This is a genomic window from Streptomyces sp. NPDC002698 (genome assembly GCF_042888945.1).
Classification (GTDB): domain Bacteria; phylum Actinomycetota; class Actinomycetes; order Streptomycetales; family Streptomycetaceae; genus Streptomyces.
In genome coordinates, this window is sequence record NZ_JBIAQM010000002.1 from 309,692 (window position 1) to 327,251 (window position 17,560).

Sequence of the window (17,560 nt, forward strand, 5' to 3'; positions counted from 1 at the left end):
ATCTTCCCACAGCGGCGCGTCGGACGAGTTCGACCCGCCTGGGGCCCTTGAGGATAACCCCGCCGTGACGTGCGGGTCATCAGGGGTGGGCGCGTTCCGCGCCCGCGATACCGGCCCGCCGGGTCAGCGTCCGGGGCGGCCGCCCGTGACGCGGCTCCACCAGGAGCGGGTGGCACCGAATCCGGTCTCGTGGGCCCAGACATGGGTGCACGAGGGGCACTGGAGGTGGAGCAGGCTTCCGGTGGTGGAGAGCAGGTAGCGCCAGTGGTCGGAGCACGACCGCCGCTGCTCGCAGGAGGCGCATCCGCGGCTGTCGGCACAGTTCGGGCAGGTCACCCAGGCGCGCCGCCCGATGTCCGCCTGCGGGTCAAGCGGCAGCACGGCCGTCTCCGCGACGGGGAAGCACGCCGGCCGCGACGAGGTCGTCGTACACGCGCTGCTGCCGCTCGTCGAGACCGGAGTACAGAAGCGCGTACGCGGCCTCCTCCTGGCGCATCACCTCCATGGGGTCCCAGTCGGGACCGAGAGCGGCCAGGACCTGGGCCTGCCGCAGGACCTCCTGGGCGGTGAGATCGACGAAGAACTCGACCGGCCCGGAGGCGGGGCCGCTGGGAAGCGAGGGGTTCTGTGGGGCCATGGGAGAGAACTTAGGTATGCCTTTCTTGTCGGGACAAGGGGAGGTGTGCGAAGTCACAGCGAGCTCAAGGCCGGCGGGTGCTTACGAATCCCACACATCTCCGCCATCCGCTGATCACATCATCGGTATGCTCCTGGAGCTTCATCCGCACCACTGAGGGGGGATTCCTCATGCGTATCCGCAATGCCCTGGCCGTCACCGCCGCCGCTGCCGGCGCGCTCGCCGCCATCGCCACGGCTCCGGCCCAGGCCACGGAGTACTCGTCCGCGCTGAAGATCAAGGGCGTCCAGTACGACGCGCCCGGCCGGGACTCCAACAGCTGCTCCAGCGGCAACACGAAGAGCGAGTACCTGACCATCAAGAACTACTCGCACGGCACGACCGTCAACCTCAAGGGTTACGTCGTCAAGGACGCGACGGGCAACAAGTTCACCTTCCCGGCGAACCACTACCTGGAGCCCGGGGACTCGGTGAAGCTCCGCGGCGGCCACGGCACGGACTCGGACGCCGGCAACGTCGTCTACCGCCAGAACTGCAACTTCATCTGGAACAACGACAAGGACAGCATCTACCTGTACAAGTCGTCCGGCGCCCGTGCCGACGTCCACTCGTACACCAAGTCGGCCAACGACCGTGACGGCAACGGCTACATCTCGTACCACGGCTGAGCCGAGGGCCGGTGCCCGCCGACCGGTCCCGTGAGGCCGCCGGGCACCGTCCGCCCGGAGACGACCGTCCCGGGCGGGGCGACCGCGTGGTCGCTCCGCCCGGGACGGGACGACCGCGTGGACCGGGGGCTTTCGTCCCGGTCCACGCCGTGACAGGCCTGTCCGGGGACATCGGGGGCAGACGGCCGTGGACCCGGGGAGGAAGCGCGTCCCGGGCGGAAACCAGCCGTAGCGCGCTGCCCCTGGGAGTCCCCGATGCCGACCGCCGTACCGGACGGAGCCGCCGAAGTGACCGGCGGCCGCACCGAAGCCGTGGGCTCCGCCCGCTCGTTCGCACTGCCCCGGGGCACCGGCCGGACCGCCGCCCGCATCGCCGCGCTGACCGCGTGCCAGGCGGCGTCGATGGTGGGCCTCGGACTGCTGATCACCGGTCCCGCCCGCGGATGGTGGCCGCTGACGGCCGAGGACACCGTGAACGAGCGCCTCGAACAGGTCCGCACGGGCACCCTCACCACGCTGTCGTCCATCGCCTCGGAAGCCGGCAACACCCTCACGATCGTCGCCCTCACGCTTCTGGTCTGCCTGGGGCTGGTCCTGATACCCCGCCTCCCCATGTGGCGTCAGGCGATCTTCCTGGCCGTGGCCGTCTCGCTCCAGTCGCTGGTGTTCCTGGCCATCACCGAGTCGGTGGACCGCAACCGGCCGGACGTGGACCGTCTCGACGCGTCGCCGCCCACGTCGAGTTACACCTCCGGGCACACCGGGGCGGCGACCGCGCTCTACACGGGGCTGGCGGTTCTCGCGCTGTCCCGGGTCCGCGGGCCGTGGCGCAGGGTCGTGGCCGGGCTGCTGCTGCTCCTGCCGCTGCTCGTGGGCGCCGCCAGGCTCTACCGGGGCATGCACCACCCCACGGACGTCCTGGGCGGCCTCGTCAACGGCGGGCTGTCCCTGCTGATCGTGGGGCGCGCCCTGCTCGTCGGCCCGTCCGTGACCGCCGTGCCGTCCGGCACACGCTCCGCACCGACCGTCGCCGAGCGTCCCGCCGGTACGACCGCCGTGATCCTCAACCCCACGGTGACCGACGAGTCCGACCGCGACGAACTGCGGCGGACCCTTGAACGCCATGGTCACCGCGAACCCGTGTTCCTGGAGACCACCGCGGACGATCCCGGGGCCGGACAGAGCGTCCGCGCGGTCCGCGAGGGCGCGACACTCGTCGTGGTCTGCGGTGGGGACGGAACGGTCCGCGCGGTCGCCGACGCCCTGGCCGGCAGCGGCGTCCCCCTGGCCGTCGTCCCCTGCGGCACCGGCAATCTGCTGGCCCGCAATCTCGGTCTGCCGCTCTCCCCGGTCGCCGCGCTCGAAGCCGCGCTGAGCGGCGGTCCGCACCGGCTCGACCTCGGAAGCATCGAGGGCGACGGCCTGCCCGCCACCCGGTTCGCCGCCATGGCCGGGGCCGGGCTCGACGCCGCGATGATGGAGCACACCGATCCTCGCGCCAAGGCCGCCCTCGGCTGGCCCGCCTACGCGCTGGCCGGGTTCGGAACGCTGCGCACACCCCGTATGCGGGTGACCATCCGGCTGGACGGCTCCCCCGCCTTCCGCCGCACGGCCCGCATGGTGCTCGTCGCCAACGTGGGAACCGTCCAGGGCGGGGTCACCCTGCTGCCCGCCGCCCGTCCCGACGACGGGCTGCTCGACCTCCTGGTCCTCGACCCGCGGGGACCCGGCGGCTGGCTGCGGGCCGTCCGGACACTGCTGCGCAAACGCGCCACACCCCGGCGGCCGTCCACCGCGAGCACCCTCACGGCCGAGGGCGACGACCGTCACGGGCTCCCCGTGGAGTTCTTCACCTTCCGGCGGGCCGAACTCACCTTCGACGCGCCGCAGTCCAGGGAGCTCGACGGGGATCCGGTGGGCCCCGGCCGGCGCCTGACCGCCGAGGTCCGGCCCGGCGCCCTGACCGTCCTGCTGCCCTCCCGGGAGAAGTGAATGGGCACCGCGACGAAGGTCCCGGAGACCCGTGCCATGTCCGGCGACGAGCTCTCGGCCGACGAGGCCCTGGCGTCGCTGCGCCGGTACGGCGGCTGGCCCCTGCTGCGCGACGCGTTCATCCGGTTCCGCTACGCCGACGGGTTCAGTCATTCCCGTGCGCTCGCCCTCCAGACGGTACTGGCCCTGATCCCGCTCGCCATCGCGTTCGTGGGCCTGTCCTCGGCCCTGCACACCGAGAACATCGGCAGAGTCGCCGAACTGACGATCCGCAGGCTCGCCGCGGGCCCGAGCGCCGACGTCGTCGACGACGCGCTGCGCCGCAGCCGGCACACGGCGGGCGACGGGGCGCAGGTCGCCCTGTGGTTCGGGCTGGCCTTCTCCCTGGTCAACGTGACCACCGCGATGTGCCAGATCGAGCGCGGTGCCAACCGGATCTACGGGAACGAACGCGACCGCGTGTTCCACCGGAAGTACCTGCGCGGCCTGCTCATGTCCCTGAGCGCGGGCATCCCGCTCGGCCTCGGTTTCGTCCTGATGGTGGCCGGCGGCGACCTGGCGTCCGCCGTCGTGACGGTCTACCACATCGACGGAGGCGCCAAGACCGCCTGGGACATGCTGCGTTGGCCCTTCGGCCTGCTCCTCGCCCTCATCTCGGCGAGCGCGATCTTCCGCCGCTCGCCCCGTCGCCGCCAACCCGGCTACACCTGGCTGGCCTTCGGGGCGGCCGTGTACCTCGTGCTGTGGACGGCACTGACCTGGCTGTTGAGCCTCTATCTCGGGCTCAGCGGCACCTTCGACACGGTCTACGGCCCTCTCAGCGCCTTCATGTCGCTGCTGCTGTGGGCCTATCTGACCTCGATCGCCCTGTTCCTCGGACTGTCCTTCGCCGCCCAGTTGGAGGCCTCCCGCGCGCGGCGCCCCGGTCCGGTCCAACCTGATCCGGGAGTCTGAATGGCGGCGCGCACAACGGTCCGGAACCTGAGGGACCGCCGCCGGGCGGCCGACCGGCGGTTCGGCGCCCGGCTGCTCGGCTCGGCCGCGGTGGCCGCGATCACGGCGGTGCCGTTCGGCCTGCTCCTCGTCCTGGTCGAGGGCCGGTGGCAACCCCTGCGCCGGCTCGACGCGGGCGCCGCCCGCCGGCTGCACGAGATCGCCCTGGAGCATCCCGCCTGGACGAGTACGCTGCGTTTCCTCTCGGACCGGGTCTGGGATCCGGTCACCCTGCGCACGGCTGTGGCGCTGCTGACCGTCTGGCTGGTGCACCGCCGGGCCTGGCGTCTGGCCGCGTGGGCCGCGGTGACAGCGGTGGCCGGCGGGTTCATCGGGCTCCTGGTGAAGACGGTCGTCGAGCGGGCACGTCCATCGCTGGAGGATCCGGTGGCACGGGCGCCGGGGTTCTCCTTTCCGTCGGGCCACGCGATGACGGCCACCACCTCGTTCGCCATCCTGCTGCTGGTCCTGCTGCCGCTGGTACCGCGCTCCTGGCGCGCGCTGTGCTGGGGCGCCGCCGTGCTCTCGGTCCTCGGCGTCGGCTTCACCCGCGTCGCGCTGGGCGTTCACTGGTTCAGCGACGTGCTGGGCGGCTGGCTGCTCGGTCTGACCGTCGTCACCCTCACCGCCTGGGCGTTCGAGGCCTGGCGGGCCGACACGGGCAGGCCGCCCGCCGACGTCGGCGAAGGCCTGGAGCCCGAACTCACCGACGAACGGCCCGAAGCCGCGGCCCCCGGAGAAACCGGGGAACGGGCCACCACATGACGCTCCGTCCGGACGCGCTGCGCCTCGGCGCGGGGAGGTTCCCCCGATCGGCCTACAGGCCCCTGGTGTTCACCCGCCGGCGGCGGCGCAGAATGGCTCGACACCGATCCGAGGAGCCCTCATGATCTTCATCACCGTCAAGTTCAGCGTCCGCCCCGAGGACGCGGAGAAGTGGCCGGAGATCACGGCCGACTTCACGGCGGCCACCCGCGCCGAGCCCGGCTGCCTGTGGTTCGACTGGTCCCGGAGCCTCGACGATCCGACGGAGTACGTCCTGGTCGAGGCCTTCCGGGACGACGAGGCCGGGGCGTCCCACGTCCAGTCCGCCCACTTCAAGGCCGCCCAGCAGGCCCTGCCTCGCCACCTGACCACGACGCCCCGCATCGTGAACATGAAGGTCCCCCAGGACGACTGGTCCCTCCTGGGCGAGATGGTCGTCGAGGAACGGCCCTGAGGCCTGTCCGGCAGCCGCCGCGGCACCGGGCGGTGGTCCCGCACCGGGCGGTGGTCCCGGCCTACGGATTGAGGACGACCTTTCCGGCGACGGTGCCGGACTCGGCCAGTCGCAGCGCCTCGGCAGCCTCGCTCAGCGGCAGCCGGGCGGCGATCCGGGCGGTGACGTCACCGCGCTGGAGGGCGCCGAAGACCTGGGTGAGGTCGGCGCGCAGCCGGGCCCGGAACCGGGTCCGGGACAGGGACCGCCCGGCCCAGATGTTGAAGAAGTACGCGTGGCGGCCGTTGGGCAGGGCGTTCCACAGCCAGACACGGCCGAGCAGCTTGAGCACGGGCCACTGCTTGGACCCCGTGTCGTCCCGGGTGGAGGCGCTTCCGTAGGAGACGAGCGTGCCGCCGGGAGCCAGCAGGTGCCACGAGTCGACGGCGCTGCGGCCTCCGACGTGGTCGAACACGGCGTCGACCCCGCCGGGCGCGAGTTCGCGTACGCGCGCCGCGACGTCCTCGGTGCGGTAGTCGACGGGGATGACGCCCTGTTCGCGCAGGGAGTCGTGGTGACGTGCCGAGGCCGTACCGATCACCTTGGCGCCGGCGGCGCGCGCGAGCTGGACCAGGACCGAACCGACGCCGCCGTTGGCGCCGTGCACGAGAACGGTCCGGCCCGCGCTGATCCGTGCCTTGCGGTGCAGCATCTGCCAGGCCGTGATGCCGTTGACGACCACGGTCTCCGCCTCCGCCGCCCCGACGCCGTCGGGCACCGGTACGACGTCGGCCGCCTCCACGCGCACATGACTGGCCCAGCCGCCGACCTTGACCAGCGCGGCGACCCGGGTTCCGGTCAGGCCCGGGTCGACCCCGTGGCCGGTGGTGAGAACCGTGCCGACCAGGTCGTAGCCGGGAACGAAGGGGAACGGCGGCTGGTCGTAGTACCGCCCTCGGCGCATCTGCTGTTCGGCGAAGGAGACGCCGGTCGCCTCCATCCGGACGACGACCTGGCCGGGGCCCGCGACCGGCACGGCGCCGTGCCGGATCTCCAGCCCTTCCGGCTCCACCTTGCCCGGCAGGACGACCTCGACGAGCCCTTCGGCGTTCATGACGACCTCCACTGCGCTCCGCGCGAGTTATCTGCTATCGCTTTAGTTAGAAGCTATAACGCACAGACGTGAGCGTCAAGAGCTTTCGTTATAGGTTCTAACTCGGAGCGTGTCGGAGCGCGCCGGAGGGCGCCGTCCGGGCCGCCACCGCCTCGGGTACGCGCGGGGACTACGGGGCGGATTCGGCCGTCCACTCGATGTCCGGCGGCACGACACGCGCGCACCGCGGGTTCCCGAGCGCGTCGGTCAGCCCCAGCCGCCCGACGAGGAGACCTTCGCGCGCGGCGGCGTCGAGCACGTCCGCGGGGACGGCGTCGAGCATGAGCTTGGCGCGACGGAACATGCTGAAGACACCCGCCTCGTCGACCGTGCCCCACGACAGATAGATGAACCGGTGCCCCAGGCGGTCCTGTACATAGGGGCCCTTCAGTTCGATCCCCGTCGGCGAGGGCTCGGCCGTACAGGGGAGGGTCCAGGTCGCGAGGGTGCCGTCGCCGGGCTGGGGATCGAGCAGTTCGGCCGGACGGTCACGGCGTTGCACCGCCACGTGGATGTTGTCGTACGCCGCGACGGTGCCGCGGCCTTCGGGAGCCGGGCAGGTGAGGCCGGGCAGGTCGTCGGCGTCGATACGGATGTGCATGCGGGCCATCATGCCGTCGAACCGCCGGGGGGCACCCGTCGCGCCCGCAGCGGTTCAGTCGTCGGCCGGCACCCACGGACCGGGCGGGCGGCCCGAACGGACCGCCGCTTCGATCTGGTCGAGCTGGGCGGTGAGGATCTCCTCGAACGCGGCGCGGCGGTCCGTCCCGAGCGGGCGGATGTCACGGGCGAAGTGGGCCAGGGCCGGGAAGCGTTCGGGGTCGGCCTGCATCCGACGGAGGGTCCCGGCCAGGCCGCCTTCTGGGGCCACGGCGGCACGGTCTGGGGTGGTGGGGCGCTGGCCATGACCCGTGCCGACGGCGGGCGGCAGTTCGCGGTCGCGGTGAACACACAGCGCTGGAACAGGCTCGACTCCTCCGGCCTGCCGCAGCCCCACCCCATCGACGAGGCCCTCGCGGCTCTCTCCCGGGTGGCGATGTACGGCTGACGGCGCCGTGTCGCGGTGACCACGGCGCCTCCGGCCCGAAGCGCGTGTCAGCCGGACAGGGCCGCCGAGACCACCGCCTTCGCCTCGTCCTGCACCCGGCGCAGATGGTCGGCACCGAGGAACGACTCCGCGTAGATCTTGTAGACGTCCTCGGTGCCCGACGGACGGGCCGCGAACCAGGCGCTCTCGGTGGTCACCTTGATGCCGCCGATGGGCGCGCCGTTGCCCGGCGCCTCGGTGAGGACCGCGGTGACGGCCTCCCCGGCGAGCGTGTCGGTCGTGATCTGCGCGGGCGACAGCTTGGCGAGGAGGGCTTTCTCCTCGCGCGACGCCGGGGCGTCGATGCGCTCGTAGGCGGGCTCCCCGAAGCGGGAGGTGAGTCCGGCGTAGTGCTCGGAGGGCGTCTTCCCCGTGACTCCCGTGATCTCCGAGGCGAGCAGGGCCAGGATGATGCCGTCCTTGTCCGTGGTCCACACCGAGCCGTCGCGGCGCAGGAAGGAGGCGCCCGCCGACTCCTCGCCGCCGAACCCGAGGGAGCCGTCGGCCAGCCCGTCCACGAACCATTTGAATCCGACGGGCACCTCGACCAGCCGGCGGCCGAGATCGGCGGCGACCCGGTCGATCATCCCGGAGGACACCAGGGTCTTGCCGATCCCCGTCCCGGCGGGCCAGCGCTCGCGGTGGGAGTAGAGGTAGGCGATGGCGGCGGCGAGGTAGTGGTTGGGGTTCATGAGCCCGCCGTCGGGGGTGACGATCCCGTGGCGGTCGGCGTCGGCGTCGTTGCCCGTGGAGATCTGGAAACGGTCGCGCCGCTCGATGAGCGAGGCCATCGCGTACGGCGAGGAGCAGTCCATCCGGATCTTCCCGTCCCAGTCCAGCGTCATGAACCGCCAGGTGGGATCGGTGAGCGGGTTGACGACGGTCAGGTCCAGCGCGTGCTGTTCGGCGATGCGCCCCCAGTAGGCGACCGAGGCCCCGCCCAGCGGGTCGGCGCCGATGCGGACCCCGGCCTCCCGGATCGCGTCCAGGTCCAGCACCTGCGGCAGATCGGCCACGTAGGTGCCGAGGAAGTCGTGACGGCCGGTGCCGGGTGCGGCGAGCGCCCGGGTATAGGGGACGCGCCGTACGTCCTTGAGGCCGTCCCTGATGAGTTCGTTGGCCCGGTCCTGGATCCAGGAGGTCGCCTCGGAGCCCGCCGGGCCGCCGTTCGGCGGGTTGTACTTGAAGCCGCCGTCGGCCGGCGGATTGTGGGACGGGGTCACCACCACACCGTCCGCGAGACCCTCTGAACGTCCGCGGTTGTACGTGAGGATGGCGTGCGACACCGCCGGGGTGGGCGTGTAGCCGTCCGCGCTGTCGAGGAGCACGGACACGTCGTTGGCCGCGAACACCTCCAGGGCGGTGACCTTCGCGGGTTCCGAGAGCGCGTGGCTGTCGGCGCCCAGGAAGAGCGGGCCGTCGATGCCCCGGCCGTCGCGGTACTCGCAGATGGCCTGGCTCGTCGCGGCGATGTGGTCCTCGTTGAACGCGGTCGCCAGGGACGAACCGCGGTGTCCGGACGTACCGAAGGAGACGCGCTGGCCGGGTTCGGCCGGGTCGGGGTGGAGCGCGTAGTACGCGGTGACCAACCGGGCCACGTCGACGAGATCCTCGGGGCCGGCCGGACGGCCCGCTCGCTCGTGCTGCATGTACCCGCACCTCCGCATCGGTGGTTCTTCGCTGGTGGTCTCATCTTTCCCCACCGGGCCGGGCGGCGGCACCGGGCCGGGCGGCGGAAGCGTGCCGCCGTCAGGCGTGGCCGTCCTCCTCCAGGGGAGGCGGTCTGGGCGTGGGATTCCCCGCGGTCAGATGTTCGAGGACCTCCACCAGTTCCTGGCAGGCCCGTTCCACGGAGCGTCTGGTGTTGCGCTGTTCGGTGATGACGGCGGACAGGAGGAGGGCCGTCAGGGCCATGGTCCCGTTGAAGGCCTGGAGCTTGATCATGACCTCGGTGTGGCTCAGCCGGTAGAACGGGCCCACCTCCTGCGTGGCCGCGACGGTGGCCATGACCGAGGCGAACAGGGCGCACACCACACTGCCCGGGAGCTCGAATCGCAGGGCCGCCCAGATCAGCAGCGGATAGATCAGGAACAGCATGCTGATGGAACTGCGGGTGGCGACCGGCACCATGACGACGGCCGCGGCGAGGATCACGGCGGCCTCCTTCCACCGCGTCAGCCGCACCGGGGCTCGTATGGCGTACAGCATCAGGATGACCGGGGTGACGATCAGGACGCCCATCGCGTCGCCCACCCACCACGCCAGCCAGACCGGCCAGAAGCCGCCCGGGGCGAGTTTGTCCGTGACCACCAGCAGGCCGACGTCCACGGTCGCGCTGATCGTCATGGCGCCCAGGGCGGCCAGGAACACCAGGGCGAGACCGTCGCGGAACCGGCTGAGATCGGTGCGGAAGTGGACGGCGAGCAGCAGGAGGTAGGCGCAGACCGGAGCGACGGTGTTGCCCGCGACGATGCCCGCCGCGGAGGGCTGGAGCGAGGTGAACGAGGAGAGGGACAGGACGACCAGGAGGGCCCCGATCGCGATCCCGAGCCACGCCTGGATCCCCAGGAGCAGCAGGGCGGCGAGGGCCACGCCGGTGGGCGGCCAGATGGGTGTGAACACCGCTCCTTCGACGGTGAGCCGCCGCATGAGTCCCAGCCGCCCTGCTCCGTAGTAGCAGGCGGCGATCACCAGGGTCTGAAGGGCGACGACGGCCGGTCGGCGCATCTTCTGTGCAGCCACCACAGAGTCATCAGACACCGTCGGAGCCCTGTCGGCGAGGCGAGCGCCGGTGTGCGGCGAGCGGCGGCGGGCGCGTCAGCGGTACCGGACGACGGCCGCGTCAACGGAACCGGACGGTGGGCGCGTCACCCGGAAGCGGACGACGGCCGAGTCCGGGAACAGGAAGGCGGCACGTCACCGGAACCGGACGGTGGGCGCGCCGTGGCGGACCACGAGTACGGCCGCGTCGTCCTCGTGCCCCACGCGCTCGGCGCCCTTGATGACCGCGGCGGCCAGCGAACCGGCCGACAGACCCGCGACGGCGGCGACTCCGGCGAGCCGGACGACCTGGTCGAGTCCCTCGTCCACGTTCATCGACGGGCCCTCGACGACGCCGTCGGTCAGCAGGACGAAGACTCCGCCGGTGGTGAGGCGGTGCCGGGTCACCGCGTACCGCATCCCGGCCTCGATGCCGAGCGGTGGCCCGCCCTCGTCCTCGGTGATGCCGGACTTCCCGTCCGCCGTCGCCCAGACGCAGGGTATGTGCCCGGCCCGCGCGCTCTCCAGTACGCCGGTGACCGGGTCGAGCCGCATGAAGGTGCAGGTCGCGAAGAGGTCGGAGCCGATGGACAGGATGAGGTCGTTGGTCCGGGCGAGCAGTTCCCCGGGGTCGCTCGTGACGGAGGCGAGGGCGCGCAGGCCGACCCTGACCTGCCCCATGAAGGCGGCGGCCTCGATGTTGTGGCCCTGCACGTCGCCTATGGACAGGCCGATGCGCCCGTCGGGCAGTCTGAAGGCGTCGTACCAGTCCCCGCCCACGTTGAGGCCGTAGCAGGCGGGCGCGTACTGGACGGCCACGTCGAAACCCGGGGCGGAGGGCAGGTCTCCCGGAAGCATGCCGCGTTGCAGCGCGATGGCCAGTTCGACCTGGGAACGCTGGAACTCCGCGCGTTCACGTGCCTGGGCGGTCAGCGATCCGAGCCTGGCGAGCAGCTCGTCGTCGTCGGCCGTCGGCAGCTTGCGGGACATCGACCACCCCGGAGGAAAAGCCACGCATGAATGAAATGGTAAGAAACCACCACTATCGGATGATACGACCATGACGGCACGTCCGAGGCGGGCGGCGTGCCACGACATTAGGGTCGGCGGTATGACTGACGACAACCTGCGCCGCGTCACCGTCGAGCGGACCGGCACCGGACACTTCACCGCGACGAACACGCGGGGCGGGACGATCGCCTTCGGTACCGGTTCCGGACCCGGCGGGGAGGACGAGTTCACCCCGGTCGAGCTGCTGCTCGCGGCCATCGGCGGCTGCACCGCGGCCGATGTCGATGTCGCGACCGGCCGTCATGCGGAGCCCACGCGGTTCACCCTGACCGTGACCGGCGACAAGATCAGCGACGAACTCGGAAACCGGATGACCGGCCTCGCGGTCACCTTCTCCGTGGCGTTCCCGGACGGCGAGCCCGGCGACCGCGCCCGCGCCATCCTCCCCCGCGCCGTCAAGACCTCGCACGACCGGCTCTGCACGGTCAGCCGCACGATCGAGGCGGGCACCCCCGTCGCCGTGACGGTCGCCGACGCCTGACCTCGGCGGCACCCCGTCGCGGTGCCCCGCGGACGAATGCGCGGCCGGGTGGAGTGAAGCCGGATTTCCGGGGCAGACGCCGAACGTCGAAGAGGTGGACGCGGAACGGATCTCATGGGTCAGCAGGTGAGCGAAGCGGGACAGCAGGAACAGCGGGGTGCACTCATCGAGGCCTCAGTCGCGTACGACGGTGACTCCGCGTGCATCGCTCAGGCGCGGGCGTTCGCCCGTGACTTCCTGACACGGGTGCAGGCGGTCGCCGGACTGCCCGTCTCCGGACGGGTGATGGGCATGGTCCCCCTGGTCGTCAGCGAGCTGGTGACCAACGCGGTCAAGTACGCGGGCGGACCGTGCCTGTTGTCACTGGAGGTCGACCAGGGCACCGTCCGGGCGACCGTGTGGGACTCCGACCCGACCCTTCCGGTGGCACGCGCGGCCGACGCCGGCCGCGTCGGCCAGCACGGACTGGAGATCGTCATGGCCGTGTGCCACGCCTTCGAGGTGCACCGGGAACCCGTCGGCAAACGGATCACCGCCGTGGTGACGTTGGCCGACACGCCGGACAGTGACATGAGCCACTCCGCCACCTGACGCCGGCTCCCGCCCCCGGTGCGACAGCGGGGGCGCGGCAGCGCGCGTGAAGTCCCCTCGGCCGCCCGCCCTGCGCCGCCGTGGCACCCTGGAGGTCCCCGACAGGCTCCTGACGAGCCGAAACGAAATCGTGTCGCGTCACCACGGCCGCCGTGCGGGACAATGGTGAGTTCGCGGGGTCCTCTTCAGCGGGAAACGGGTGGTTAACACAGTGCGTCAGGCAGGTGTACTAGACGTCGGGTGCCACAGCGCTCTGCTCACCGTGGCGCGGCGCCGCGCCGGAGTCGCCATGGAGGAGGTGCTGTCCCGAAAGGTACGGCTCCAGTTGCACGAGACACTGGACGCCACGGGACGGCTGGGCAAATCAGGCGTACGGAGCGTGCAGCGGGCCGTGGCCGAGACACTCGCCGAGAACCGGGGAGCCCTGCCGGAGGTGTACGCGTTCGCCACCTCGGTGATTCGCGACGCGCCCAACCGCGACGAGGTCCTCGCCCAGGTGGCCAGCGCCACCGGCACCCGGCTGCGGGTGATGTCCGGCGAGGAGGAGGCCCGTCTGGCCTACGTGGCCGCACGCCACTGGGCGGGCGAACGGGCCGGCTCCCTGCTGGTGCTCGACATCGGCGGCGGGACCGTGGAGGTCGCGTCCGGGTCGTCCCGGCAGCCCCGGACGACCCATTCCCTGCCGCTGGGCGCCCGTACGGTCACCCGCGCCTGGAAGCTGGACGAGGCCGTGTCCTCGAAGCGGCGGCTCGCCGAGGTGCGCGACCATCTGAGCGACCGGCTCGCCGAGGTGGCCGACCTGCCGCGCGCCGATCCCGACGGGCGCGTGCTCGCCTGTTCCAAGACCTTCACCCAGCTCGCCCGCTACACCACCGCCGGCCGCGACCGCTCCCGGGCCCCGCAGCGGCTGACCCTCGACGAGGTACGGGCCGCGGTGGGCGTCCTCGCCAGGAACGGAGCCGCGGGCCGCGGCCGTCTGCCCGGCATCTCACGTCACCGGGCCGGACAGTCCCTGGCCGGGGCGCTGGTCGCGGAAGCCCTGATGGAGGCCTGCCGGGCCACGAGTGTGGAGGTCTCGCCCTGGTCCACCCGGGAGGGCCTGCTCCTGGAACGCCTCGGGGCCCTGCGCGCCAAGGACTCCGCCCCGCGCTGACGCGGGCCGGTCGCGGGCCGCCCGGTCCGCCGGGCGTTCCCCGTCCACGTACCGAGCGGGGATCTCGTCAACCGCGTGAACACCGCCCCGTGTTCGGGGCCCACGGGACCGATGGCCGGCCCGCGGGACGCGGTCGCGAGGGGACGTGGCGCGCGGGGACCGGGAACAAACCGGTACCACTCGACGCTGACCTGAACAGTCCGGCAGATGCCGGAGCGCGGAGTTCCACCGAGTGCGGTGGACCCACCGGCGGTTCTGCTCGTGGAAAGGCGTGAGAGCGATGACGGCGTCCGGACAGCGGCGGCTACACGCGGCCGGGGCGGGCGAGTTGCCCCTGGTGACCTCCTGCGGCCGCAGGATCTCCGTGAAGGAGCTGAGGCTGCCCACGCCGGGCCGGACGATCGGCCGCGTGACGCTGGACGTGGGTCCCGACCAGGGCGACGAGCACGGGGTGTGGGCCTCGCTCACCCCCGCCGAGGCACGTGAACTCGCCCGTCGCCTCCTCGCGCACGCCGCCGGGGTGGAGCCGGCGGGGCCGCCCGACCAGGAAGCGCCCCGGGCCCATGACACGCGGCTCGACACACCTCGCGGCACGACGGGGGCCGCTACGGGCTTCGGTTCGGGACACCGCTCCGTCTGAGCGGGCGGCCGGGGCCGGCGACAGCTGTCGGCGGCGCCTGCACCGGAGGCATGACGCGGAACGCGCGGGTGCCGGCGCTCCCCCGGACCAGGGGGAGCGCCGGCACCCGCTTGTCTGTCAGCCGGCGCCGTCCGGGATCACGGGAACTGCGTGATCTTGGACGGGACGGTGTCCGTCCCCGAGGTGGGTGCGCCGGTGCTGTTGACGACGTGGGCGTACTGGCCCTTGCCGCCCAGGGAGATCACCTGGATGTCGTGCAGCTTGATCCCCGTCTTCACCGGGACCTGGAAGCCGTGGGCCTGCACGATCGACGGGTCCGAGGTGAAGTTGCAGTAGCTGCCCAGTCCCCATGCCTCGTGCACGGCCACGGAGTCGGCGACCTTGTAGGCCGCGTATCCGACGATGCCGTCGTGGGTGACGGCGGCGGAGTTGGGCACGTCGTACGCCTTCTCGTTCTGGTAGAAGATCGTGCGCCCGTTCTCGCCGTTCCACAGGACGTCGTACTTGTTGAAGTGCTCGACGAACAGGCCGGTCGCCAGGACGTCGTCGCCGTTGACCACGAGCCCGTAGTCGGCGCGGTTGGTCTCCCAGCCGACTCCTTCGCCGTGGTCGGCCCGCCAGATCCAGGTGTGGTCGATCACGACGTCGTCGCTGTTGACCACGACCGAGTTGGTGGCGAGGCCGGGGCCCGCACCGCCGATCCGCACGAACACGTCCTGCATGGTGGTCGGGTTGGCGGAGTGGTCGGCCGAGGCGCCCGACGAACCGATCTGCAGCAGGGTGTCGGACTTGGAGCCGCCCGCGTCGATGAGGAATCCGGCGAGCCTGACGCCGTCCACGTCCGCCACGTGCATCGCGTCGATACCGTTGTCCGGCACGACGGTCGCGAGCCCGAGACCGAGGACGACGGTGTTCGCCCGGGTCACGTTGATCGTCTGGTCGAGGTGGTAGACACCCGGGGTGAACAGCAGGTTGAGACCCTGGGCGAGCGCCGCGTTGATGGTCTGCGCGGTCGCGCCGGCCTTGACGACGTAGAACTGGTCGAGCGGGATCGACGTACCGGCCGTGTTGGGCCACGAGACGCCGCGGGAGTTGGTCCGCTTGGAGGGCACGAACACCTTGTAGGTGCTGCCGTCCAGGTAGAGGTAGGGCTTCTCTCGGGAGACCGGGGTGGTGTCCAGGGTGGTGTACGGGCCGGAGTCGAAGTTCGTCGCCGGTGCTCCCTGGACGCCCGTGAAGGTCATGTTCCAGACACCGTTGGTCCAGCCGCCGACGGAACTGTCACGGGTGTACCACTGCTGTTGGGAGTACGGGCCGACCGTACCGTCGATCTTGGAGTCGGCGATGTAGCCGCCGGAGGCCCAGCCGTAGCCGTTCGGGGCGAGGTTGAGGCCGCCCTGTACGTGGATGCGGCGGAAGGGCGCGGCCTGGGCCACGGCCCAGCGGTCGGTGCCGTTGACCGGGGTGATCGACAGGTTCTCCGCCGAGCGCCAGAAGTTCTGGGTGGCGTTGCCGTTGAACCAGCCCGCGTCCACGGTGATGTCGCCGTTGATGTGGGTGTCGTCGGGGTTCAGGCCGAGGCCCGAGATCGAGGTGTAGAAGCCGACTTGCGCGTTGATGCCGTTGTACGTGCCCGGCTTCATCAGGAACTGGTAGCGGGCGGAACCGAACTGGTTCGACTCCTGCTGGGCGAAGACCTGGTCGAACTTGCCCTGGAGATCGGGCGTCGAGGGGTCCACGACGATGACGTTGGGCCCGAGGTCCCCGCCGCCCTGTACGGGCGGGACACTGGTCCCTGTGCCGGTGTGGACGGCGACCTCCCACAGCGAGTACCCGTACGCGGTGCCCCGGGTCGTCCCGTAGATCCGTACGTAACGGCCCTTGCCGGAGACGTCGTAGGAGGCGGTGCCCCCGGTGCCGTCGGTGACCGACTTGAGGACGGTCCAGTTCTGGCCGTCCGTGGAGGACTGGATCTGGAAGGCCCTGCCGTACGCCGCCTCCCAGTTGAGGTCGACCCGGCACAGGTCGCTGGAGGATCCGAGATCGACCTGGACCCACTGCGGGTCGGAGAAGGCGCTCGCCCAGCGCGTTCCGGTGTTGCCGTCGAAGGCCGCCGAGGCGGGGCTCGCCGCGTTCTCGGTGGAGGAGGCGGTGGCCGTCTTGCCCCGTGCCGCGTTGGCCGTGTCACAGGTCGACGGCGTGCCGCTGGTGCCGAAGACCTGGAACTCCCAGAGGGAGTAGCCGTACGGGGTCGCGCGGTGGACGCCGTTCATCCGGACGTAGCGGCCCCGGCCCGAGACGTCGAGGGTGTCGGTGCCCCCGTCACCGCCGGTCACCGTCTTGATGTCGGTCCAGGTGCTGCCGTCCGGTGACGTCTGGACGCGGTAGTCGCTGCCGTACGCGGCCTCCCAGTTGAGGACGACCTTGGTGATCGTGGCCGAGGTGCCGAGGTCGACCTGGAGCCACTGGGCGTCCGTGGCGGCCGAGGACCACCGGGTGGCGGTGTCGCCGTCGACGGCGTAGGCGGCGGGAGTGCCCCCGTTCTCGTCCGACGAGGACGTGGCCGTCTTGCCCTGGGACAGCGGGAGTTCGGCCGCGGCGGCCGGTCTCTGCAAGGGCAGGGTGACGAGCGCGGCCATAGCGGCCAGCGCGACACCCAGGGTTCTGAGTTTCATGCCGTGACTCCATGCGGGTGGGGTGACGAGCGGAGCGGACACAGTGGATCGAGAGCTGTGGACACAGCTCTGCCATGTACGTGGGAACACTGTGAACTGGCCTTCCGGCGCTCTTAGTTCACGGTTTGATTTAAGTAATGAACCATCAGGGTGGCAAGTCCCGTGACACGGGTTTCTTCAACTCGTGTGCGTCGGGCCCGTGTTGGTGGGCCACTTCAAGGGGTTTGACCTGGATGGGGCTCGACGCGGACAGGCGGGAGGCCGCCCGGATCCGTCAAGGCTTGAAGGCGCGGAGGACTCGGACGGCCCGGAAGACGCGCGGGGACCGAAGCGGAACGTGATCGAGAACAGAAAGAAGCCGAGTGTCCTGGGGCGTCGCGCCGTTGTGGCGGCGGACGCCCCCGGACACTCGGCGGGGGCAGCTCGCCCGTCCGGTCCGCGAGGCGGTCCGGACGGGCACG

18 protein-coding genes and 1 pseudogene are annotated in these 17,560 nt (G+C 71.5%); 10 read left to right on the forward strand and 9 right to left on the reverse strand.

Annotated elements, in window-relative coordinates:
• Positions 1-123 precede the first annotated feature (123 nt).
• Positions 124-381, reverse strand: coding sequence for a hypothetical protein (locus ACFYW9_RS03710; protein ID WP_328444843.1), 258 nt, complete (start codon positions 379-381; stop codon positions 124-126).
• Entirely contained in the window at positions 368-637 is a 270-nt protein-coding gene (locus ACFYW9_RS03715; protein WP_389144262.1) for a DUF6400 family protein, read from the reverse strand. Before ACFYW9_RS03715 ends, ACFYW9_RS03710 begins: the two co-directional genes overlap by 14 nt.
• 170 nt (positions 638-807) lie before the next feature.
• On the opposite strand from ACFYW9_RS03715, the gene ACFYW9_RS03720 reads away from it, so the two are divergent.
• The 5 genes from ACFYW9_RS03720 to ACFYW9_RS03740 all read left to right on the forward strand — a co-directional run bounded on the left by ACFYW9_RS03720 (position 808) and on the right by ACFYW9_RS03740 (position 5,509).
• Positions 808-1,305 (forward strand): lamin tail domain-containing protein, encoded by a 498-nt coding sequence (locus ACFYW9_RS03720; protein WP_389144264.1) that lies wholly within the window; start codon positions 808-810, stop codon positions 1,303-1,305.
• A gap of 255 nt (positions 1,306-1,560) precedes the next feature.
• A complete protein-coding gene (locus ACFYW9_RS03725; protein ID WP_389144266.1) occupies positions 1,561-3,297 on the forward strand; it encodes a diacylglycerol kinase family protein in 1,737 nt (578 codons plus the stop codon).
• Positions 3,298-4,251, forward strand: coding sequence for a YihY/virulence factor BrkB family protein (locus ACFYW9_RS03730; RefSeq protein WP_389144269.1), 954 nt, complete (start codon positions 3,298-3,300; stop codon positions 4,249-4,251).
• The gene (locus ACFYW9_RS03735) at positions 4,252-5,055 is read left to right on the forward strand and encodes a phosphatase PAP2 family protein (RefSeq protein ID WP_389144272.1); all 804 of its coding nucleotides are present in this window, start codon (positions 4,252-4,254) and stop codon (positions 5,053-5,055) included.
• Between the two features lie 121 nt (positions 5,056-5,176).
• Positions 5,177-5,509, forward strand: a complete 333-nt coding sequence (locus ACFYW9_RS03740; RefSeq protein ID WP_328673357.1) for a putative quinol monooxygenase — start codon at positions 5,177-5,179, stop codon at positions 5,507-5,509.
• A 61-nt stretch (positions 5,510-5,570) separates the two neighbouring features.
• Here the strand turns inward: ACFYW9_RS03740 and ACFYW9_RS03745 are convergent, their stop codons facing one another.
• The 3 genes from ACFYW9_RS03745 to ACFYW9_RS03755 form a co-directional block, all read right to left on the reverse strand.
• Entirely contained in the window at positions 5,571-6,602 is a 1,032-nt protein-coding gene (locus tag ACFYW9_RS03745) for a medium chain dehydrogenase/reductase family protein (RefSeq protein ID WP_351860580.1), read from the reverse strand.
• Positions 6,603-6,771: 169 nt separating this feature from the next.
• Positions 6,772-7,242 (reverse strand): DUF5990 family protein, encoded by a 471-nt coding sequence (locus ACFYW9_RS03750; protein WP_351860582.1) that lies wholly within the window; start codon positions 7,240-7,242, stop codon positions 6,772-6,774.
• Between the two features lie 54 nt (positions 7,243-7,296).
• A complete protein-coding gene (locus ACFYW9_RS03755) occupies positions 7,297-7,512 on the reverse strand; it encodes a hypothetical protein (protein WP_389144824.1) in 216 nt (71 codons plus the stop codon).
• Between ACFYW9_RS03755 and ACFYW9_RS03760 the strand changes: the two are divergent.
• Positions 7,456-7,689, forward strand: a pseudogene (locus ACFYW9_RS03760) (hydrolase); the annotation flags it as partial. The gene ACFYW9_RS03755 and the pseudogene ACFYW9_RS03760 overlap by 57 nt on opposite strands.
• 47 nt (positions 7,690-7,736) lie before the next feature.
• Here the strand turns inward: ACFYW9_RS03760 and pgm are convergent.
• From pgm to ACFYW9_RS03775, 3 genes are all read right to left on the reverse strand, one after another.
• Positions 7,737-9,377: a phosphoglucomutase (alpha-D-glucose-1,6-bisphosphate-dependent) gene (pgm, locus tag ACFYW9_RS03765; protein WP_351860584.1), complete on the reverse strand. Its 1,641-nt coding sequence runs from the start codon at positions 9,375-9,377 to the stop codon at positions 7,737-7,739.
• 100 nt (positions 9,378-9,477) lie between these two features.
• Positions 9,478-10,473: an MASE1 domain-containing protein gene (locus ACFYW9_RS03770; RefSeq protein WP_389144279.1), complete on the reverse strand. Its 996-nt coding sequence runs from the start codon at positions 10,471-10,473 to the stop codon at positions 9,478-9,480.
• A gap of 171 nt (positions 10,474-10,644) precedes the next feature.
• Complete coding sequence (locus ACFYW9_RS03775; protein WP_389144282.1) at positions 10,645-11,478, reverse strand: PP2C family protein-serine/threonine phosphatase; 834 nt, start codon at positions 11,476-11,478, stop codon at positions 10,645-10,647.
• A gap of 121 nt (positions 11,479-11,599) precedes the next feature.
• Between ACFYW9_RS03775 and ACFYW9_RS03780 the strand changes: the two genes are divergently transcribed.
• The 4 genes from ACFYW9_RS03780 to ACFYW9_RS03795 all read left to right on the forward strand — a co-directional run bounded on the left by ACFYW9_RS03780 (position 11,600) and on the right by ACFYW9_RS03795 (position 14,424).
• Positions 11,600-12,040: an OsmC family protein gene (locus ACFYW9_RS03780; protein WP_389144285.1), complete on the forward strand. Its 441-nt coding sequence runs from the start codon at positions 11,600-11,602 to the stop codon at positions 12,038-12,040.
• A gap of 114 nt (positions 12,041-12,154) precedes the next feature.
• Positions 12,155-12,631 carry an ATP-binding protein gene (locus ACFYW9_RS03785; RefSeq protein ID WP_389144288.1) on the forward strand — a complete coding sequence of 159 codons (477 nt, stop codon included), beginning with the start codon at positions 12,155-12,157 and terminating at the stop codon, positions 12,629-12,631.
• Positions 12,632-12,842: 211 nt separating this feature from the next.
• Positions 12,843-13,784 (forward strand): Ppx/GppA phosphatase family protein, encoded by a 942-nt coding sequence (locus ACFYW9_RS03790; RefSeq protein WP_389144291.1) that lies wholly within the window; start codon positions 12,843-12,845, stop codon positions 13,782-13,784.
• 280 nt (positions 13,785-14,064) lie between these two features.
• Positions 14,065-14,424: a hypothetical protein gene (locus ACFYW9_RS03795; RefSeq protein WP_389144294.1), complete on the forward strand. Its 360-nt coding sequence runs from the start codon at positions 14,065-14,067 to the stop codon at positions 14,422-14,424.
• A gap of 137 nt (positions 14,425-14,561) precedes the next feature.
• Here ACFYW9_RS03795 and ACFYW9_RS03800 read toward each other — a convergent pair whose 3' ends face one another.
• Complete coding sequence (locus tag ACFYW9_RS03800; RefSeq protein ID WP_389144299.1) at positions 14,562-17,099, reverse strand: discoidin domain-containing protein; 2,538 nt, start codon at positions 17,097-17,099, stop codon at positions 14,562-14,564.
• Between the last annotated feature and the right edge of the window lie 461 nt (positions 17,100-17,560).